The organism is Gemmatimonadota bacterium (assembly GCA_016209965.1).
GTDB lineage: Bacteria > Gemmatimonadota > Gemmatimonadetes > Longimicrobiales > RSA9 > JACQVE01.
Window position 1 is genome coordinate 1 of sequence record JACQVE010000312.1, and the last position, 6,004, is coordinate 6,004.

At 72.6% G+C, this 6,004-nt stretch carries 6 protein-coding genes; all 6 read left to right on the forward strand.

Going from position 1 to position 6,004, the window contains the following annotated elements; translation table 11 throughout:
• Positions 1-552: 552 nt before the first annotated feature.
• Entirely contained in the window at positions 553-1,116 is a 564-nt protein-coding gene (locus tag HY703_12330; GenBank protein ID MBI4545978.1) for a Uma2 family endonuclease, read from the forward strand.
• Positions 1,117-1,148: 32 nt separating this feature from the next.
• On the forward strand, positions 1,149-2,279 hold the full coding sequence (locus HY703_12335; protein ID MBI4545979.1) for a COX15/CtaA family protein: 1,131 nt from the start codon (positions 1,149-1,151) through the stop codon (positions 2,277-2,279).
• Positions 2,276-3,547, forward strand: coding sequence for an FAD-binding protein (locus HY703_12340; GenBank protein MBI4545980.1), 1,272 nt, complete (start codon positions 2,276-2,278; stop codon positions 3,545-3,547). Before HY703_12335 ends, HY703_12340 begins: the two co-directional genes overlap by 4 nt.
• Complete coding sequence (locus HY703_12345; GenBank protein ID MBI4545981.1) at positions 3,544-4,008, forward strand: 4Fe-4S dicluster domain-containing protein; 465 nt, start codon at positions 3,544-3,546, stop codon at positions 4,006-4,008. Before HY703_12340 ends, HY703_12345 begins: the two co-directional genes overlap by 4 nt.
• A gap of 80 nt (positions 4,009-4,088) precedes the next feature.
• On the forward strand, positions 4,089-5,354 hold the full coding sequence (locus HY703_12350) for a P1 family peptidase (GenBank protein MBI4545982.1): 1,266 nt from the start codon (positions 4,089-4,091) through the stop codon (positions 5,352-5,354).
• A gap of 135 nt (positions 5,355-5,489) precedes the next feature.
• Positions 5,490-6,004, forward strand: a 515-nt coding sequence (locus HY703_12355) for a glutamate dehydrogenase (protein ID MBI4545983.1), incomplete at its 3' end; no start/stop codon positions are given.

The following is a 6,004-nucleotide window of genomic DNA, read 5'->3' on the forward strand; positions in this document are numbered from 1 at the left end:
GATCGATCTGGGTGCCGAAGTCGGTGACAGGCCGGAAGGTCGTCTGGGGGTATTCGCGGGCGCAGGCCGCGAGCAGGGCGGCGAAAGCGCAGGAAAGGCTGCCCGCGGTGCGACTCTGCGATCCATCGGGAGGCGTGCTCGCAGTTTGACGCTGCGCGAGCTCGCCGAGCCCAATCGCCGTGCACGACATACCCAGCGGCATCCACCCCTTCTCCGTTGCGCCCGACCGAACCGTGATTGAGAGGCGCGGCAGATTACCACCCCTGGCGGGGGAGGTCAAGCAACCCACTCGCCGGCCCTGCGGCGACCCGGAGCGGAGGGGGGCGTGCCGCGCCGGCGGGCCTGTAGTTGACGGCTGAGCCCCGGAGATTTCGCACCACCGTGGCTCCTCGCGCGCCGAGCATACGGCGCGAATGGGCGAGTGGGCCTGTCCAGCCATGGCTCCGCCCCGAGGGTGGCGCCAGGCTCCGACCCGGCGGACCGATGGCCAGGCCGTTGAAGCGTCCGGCGAGGCGAGGTTACATTGCGGGTGCCCGCAGAGAAGGAGCTTCCATGGCTACGCATCCGCGCCGGCCCACGGCCGACGACATGCTGGAACTGCCGACCCCGGACGGCGTCATCGGCTTCGAGTTCGTCGACGGCCGGCCGGTGCCGGTGATGCCCGCCTCCCCGCTGCACGGGAATCTCATCGTCCGGGTGGCGTCCAGGCTGGAAGCGTATGTCGAGGCCGCCCGCATCCCTGGCCAGCTGTACGTGGACGCGGGGTTCGTCCTCGATCTGGCGCGCGATCCCGAGCGCATGCGCGGCCCCGATGTCTCCTTCGTCTCGGAAGCCAAGGTCCGCGCGCATCCCAACCCTGAGCGCCTGTTCCGGTGCAGGCCCGACCTGGCCATCGAGATCGACATCACCAGCGAGCGCAAGCCTGGCGGCCAGCAACGCATTCTGGACTACCTCGAGGCCGGTGTCCGTCTCATCTGGGCCATCCATCCGCGCACCCGCTCCGCGCACGTCTACCGCCAGGACGGCACGTCCTTCGTGGTGCGTGAGCACGAGGCGCTGGACGGAGAAGACGTGGTTCCCGGGTTCCGGCTTCCGCTGGCCGAGCTGTTTCGCTGACCTGCCGGTCGCGAGATTCCCTACGGAGGGTCATGATTGAAGAAGTTTCCCAGCGGGCCCCGGCCGCGGACCAGGGGCCGGCCGGCGGGCAAGAAGGCGTGCAGCCGGGCCGCCGCACCTTGGCCTGGCTGGCGTGGGCCGCAGCGGCCTACACCTATGCGCTCATCGTCTTCGGCGGCGTGGTCCGCATTACCGGGTCGGGGCTGGGCTGCGGCGACGACTGGCCGCGCTGCCACGGCCACTGGATCCCGCCCTTCGATCTGCCCACCCTGATCGAGTACACGCACCGCCTGCTCGCAGCGGGGACCGTGCTGCCCTTCGGTGCGCTGCTGCTCTATGGGTTGTATCAGGTGCGCAATGGCGGCCGTACGGCGCTGCTTAGCGCGAAGAGCGAGCGGGCGCGGCCGGCGTCCTGGCTCCGGGCGCCGGCTGCGGCAGCCAGGGCTGGTCAATTCACTCGAGGCAGCGCCGCCAGCGCCGCAGCCGCCGCGTTCGCCCTGCTGCTGGCGCAGGTGCTGCTCGGCGCGCTGACAGTGAAGCTCGAGTTGCCGGCCGGCGCGACGACGCTGCACTTCCTGACGGCGAGCCTGTTGCTGGCGACCGTCATTGTTGCGGCCGTGCGGGCCGCGCCACGTGCCGCGATGCTGGCCGAGCCCGCGGTGCCGGCCGGGCCGGCGCGTGCCGCAGCGGCCGCAGCCGTGCTCGGGTTTCTTGTGGTGGGGTTGGGCGCGCTCACGGCGAACACCGGCCTGCCCGCCGCATCGGATCAGCCGTCCGGGGCCGCGCTGGCGTGCCAGGGCTTCCCCTTGTGCAACGGCCGGCTGCTGCCGGCGGGCGGATCCTGGGTGTTGCTGCACTGGACCCACCGTCTGCTGGGCTTCCTGCTGCTCTTCACCATGCTGGCCGCGACGCGCGACGTATGGAAGCGAGGGCTGCCGCGGTCCGTGCGGCGCGCCGCGGCGGCGGCCCTGATGCTCACCATGCTGCAGCTCGCCCTGGCCGCCGGCCTGGTGCTGCTCAGGCTGCCCGACTCCCTGCGCGGACTGCACCTGGCGGCCGGCGTCGCGCTCTGGGGCGCGCTCGTGGCCTGGGCGGAAACCGCGCGACAGGCTGGCGGTGCGGGCGGCATGTCGGGCGCGGGAGGCGCGGCCGCCCCCGCATGACGCCACCGCCGTTCGACGTTCTGGTCATTGGCGGGGGGGTAGCCGGCGCGGCTGCGGCACTGGCCGCGGCCGCCGCCGGCGCGCGGGTGGGTCTGGTGCGGGCCGCGCCAGGCGCGACGGCTCTGGCTGCCGGCGGCTGGCGCGGCCCGCTGCCTGGGCGGCTGGGCGCGGCGCTTGCCGGCGCCGGCTTGGCCCACGAGCGGGGGCGCGGCCCGCTGCCCCACCCCACCGGCCGCCTCGAGCCGGCCGACTTCGCGCCGCGCGCCCAGAGGGCGGCTGTGCTGGAGTCCGGCGCCATGGTCTGTGGCATTACTGGACTGCCCGGCTTCCACGCCCCCACGCTCGCGAGGCTCTGGGGAGCTGCTGCGGGCCTCGAGCTGCACCACGCGCTGCTGGACCTGCGGCCGGCCACCCCTGCGGCCGGCTGGTCGCCCGTGGCACTGGCAGCCGCGCTGGACCGCGACCCCGCAATACTGGCGGCGCCACTGACACAAGCGCTGGCCGGCCGCCGTGCCGGCCGCACCATCCTACCCGCTGTGCTGGGACTCGAGCGGCCGGAGCCCGTGCACGCGGCGCTGGAAGCCGCGGTCGGGGCTCCGGTAGGCGAAGCACTGGGCATGCCGCCGTCGGCGCCCGGCTGGCGGCTGGACCGGGCGCTACGCGCGGCCGTCCAGGCTGCCGGTGTCGAGGTCATTTTGGCCCGGGTCATCGAGCCGCAGGCGGACGGCCGGCTGCTCGAGGCGGTACTCGTCGAGCAGCAGGTGAACGGTGGCTCCCCGGCCGGGGAGCAGATGGGGCCCGCTGGGGGGCGCGCCCGGCCCATCGCCGAGGCGCCGAGCGCTCCGCCTGCCTCCTGGCTGTTCGCCCGCACCTTCATCCTCGCCACGGGCAAGTTTGCGGGCGGGGGGATCGTGGCGGATCCCGTCTTCGCCGAGCCGGCCCTGGGCTGCCCCGTGTGGGTCGAGCACCTGGACGAGGTGTTCACCGACGCGGAGCCACTGGCCCTCACGCACCTCGAACGCTCGCTGCCCCAGCCGCTGCTCCGCGCCGGCGTGGGCACGGATGAGGAAGGGCGGCCCGTGAACCGGAAAGGCAACGTCGTCTACGAGAACGTCCGGGCAGCCGGCACGGTCCGCGCGGGGTGGGAGGCCGCCGCCGCAGGGCTGGGCGCCGCGGCCGTGGACGGCTGGCGGGCCGGCGAACGGGCCGCGGCGGAGGCAGCGGGCGTAGCGGGCGATGCCCCCAGCAGCGAAAGCCGGCAGTCGTGAGAGGTCGGGCGTTCGCCTGGCTCAACCTGAGCTACCGTTTCGGGCTGCACTTGCTGCGCCTGCCGGCCCGGCCGCTGCGCGGCGGCCGCGACGCCGCCCGGTTCCTGGCCGCCGTCGTCCCGGAAGGGTATGTGCCCCTCGAGCCGGACGAGCGGGACACCTTCCCGCCGCTCATGGGCTGCATCAGTTGCGGCCTCTGCTCGCTGGCCTGCCCGGCGCTGCGCGAGGCGCCCTCGAGCGCCTGGGCCGAGGCCTGGACCTTCGTGGTGGGAAGCTCGCGCTCGCTGGACCGCGCACCGCTCGTGGCCGCGGGGCCGCAGGCCTGCACCCGCTGCACTGAGTGCGACGCGATGTGCCCGACCGGCGTCCCCATCACACGCCTCGCCGCCATGCTCGAGCGGCTTGCCGGCGCGGCAGCAGCCGCGTCTGGCTTAGCGCCAGCCGTGCCCCCCCTGGCGTAACCGCTTGACACGCCGTCCATTCCGCATCACTTTCCCGCGCGTTCCGGCCGCCACCTGTTTGTCGGATTCGGCCTCGGACCATGCGAACCAGCCAGGAGCCCGCGCCACGACGCGCCAGGCAGCGTCCGACCGCCTGCCCGGACCGCAAGCGCGTTGTTGCCCCTCTACCCCTCCTCCTGCTGACCTTGAGCGCACCTCTGGACCCTCAGACTCCGCCACCCGAGCGGCCGCGCGCGCGCGATATCGGCCTGGTCGTCGGCATCCTGCCCACCGGCCCGCTAAACGCCATTACCGATGTACCGGGTGTCCGGGTCGGGCAGGTTACGGTGGCCAGAGGCGATTCCATCCGCACTGGCGTGACGGCAGTCCTGCCGCACGGCGGCAACGTGTTCCGGGAACGGGTGCCGGCCGCGATCCACGCCGGCAACGCGTTCGGCAAGCTGGTGGGTTTCACGCAGGTCCAGGAGCTGGGCGAGCTCGAGACGCCCGTGCTGCTGACCTGCACCCTCTGCGTCTGGACGGCTGCGGACGCGCTGGTCGAATGGCTGCTCCGGCAAGCCGACATGGCAAACGTCCGCTCCATCAACCCGGTGGTCGGCGAGACCAACGACGGATTCCTGAACGACATCCGCACACGGCCCCTACAGGCCGCGCACGTGGTACAGGCGCTCGAGTCCGCGACGGGCGGACCGGTAGCGGAGGGCGCCGTGGGCGCAGGGACCGGGACCATCGCCTTCGGCTGGAAGGGAGGGATCGGAACCAGCTCGCGCCGGCTGCCGCAGCAGCTCGGCGGATACACTGTCGGGGTGCTGGTGCAGAGCAATTACGGCGGCGTGCTGACCATGAACGGCGCACCAGTAGGGCGGGAGCTGGCGCGGTACGCGTTTCGGGAAGCGCTGCAGTCCAACGCTCCGGAAGGGTGGGACGAGGGGCAGGGCAGCGTCATGGTGGTGGTGGCCACGGACGCGCCGCTGGAGGCCCGCAACCTCGAGCGGCTGGCGCGGCGGGCGCTCGTCGGCGTGGCGCGTACGGGCTCGAGCATGAGCAACGGCTCGGGCGATTACGTGATCGCCTTCTCGGCTGCCGAGTCGGTGCGGCGCCGGGAAAGCGAGGCGGCCCGTGCGATCCAGGACCTGCCCAACGAGGCGATGTCGCCGCTCTTCCAGGCGGCGGCCGAAGCTACCGAGGAGGCAGTGTACAACTCGATGCTGCGCGCGACCACGACCCGGGGCCACCGTGGCGTCGTGGAAGCCCTGCCACTCGAGCGGACAGTGGAGATCCTGAGGAAGTACAATGTGTTGCACTGGGACCGGAGCCTGGCGCCAGGGCGCCGCGGCAGCAAGTGACGGGCCGCGTCGGCGGCGCGTCTGCCGGCCACACCCACGGGGGTACGCGTGAGAGCGGGAGCCAGGACGACGGCGGATAGAGCGGCGGCCAGGTTGAGGGGCGCGGGCACAGGCGCCGGCGCTGGCGAGGAAATCATGGGCGCCGTAGCCCTCGCCAGGAGTACTCCTCCCACCGGCACGGATTTCTACGGCATTGTCGCGGGACATTTCGAGCGCGCGGCGGACCGGCTGGAATTGGAGTCGGGGTTCCGGCAGATCCTGATCCGGCCCAAGCGTCAGCTCGTGGTGGCGATCCCCGTGCGCCGGGACGATGGCAGCTACCGCGTCTACGAGGGCTACCGCGTTAACCACAACGTGGCGCGCGGCCCGGCCAAGGGCGGGATCCGCTTCCACCCGGCCGTCACTCTGGACGAGGTCAAGGCGCTGGCCACGCTCATGACCTGGAAATGTGGGGTGGTCGACCTCCCCTTCGGCGGCGGCAAGGGTGGGGTGGCCGTGAACACGAAGGAGCTGTCGAGCCGCGAGTTGGAGGCGGTGACCCGACGCTACACTACCGAGATTGCCATCATGATCGGGCCGCAGACGGACATCCCGGCGCCGGACATGTACACGGACGAGCGCGTGATGGCCTGGATAATGGACACCTACGC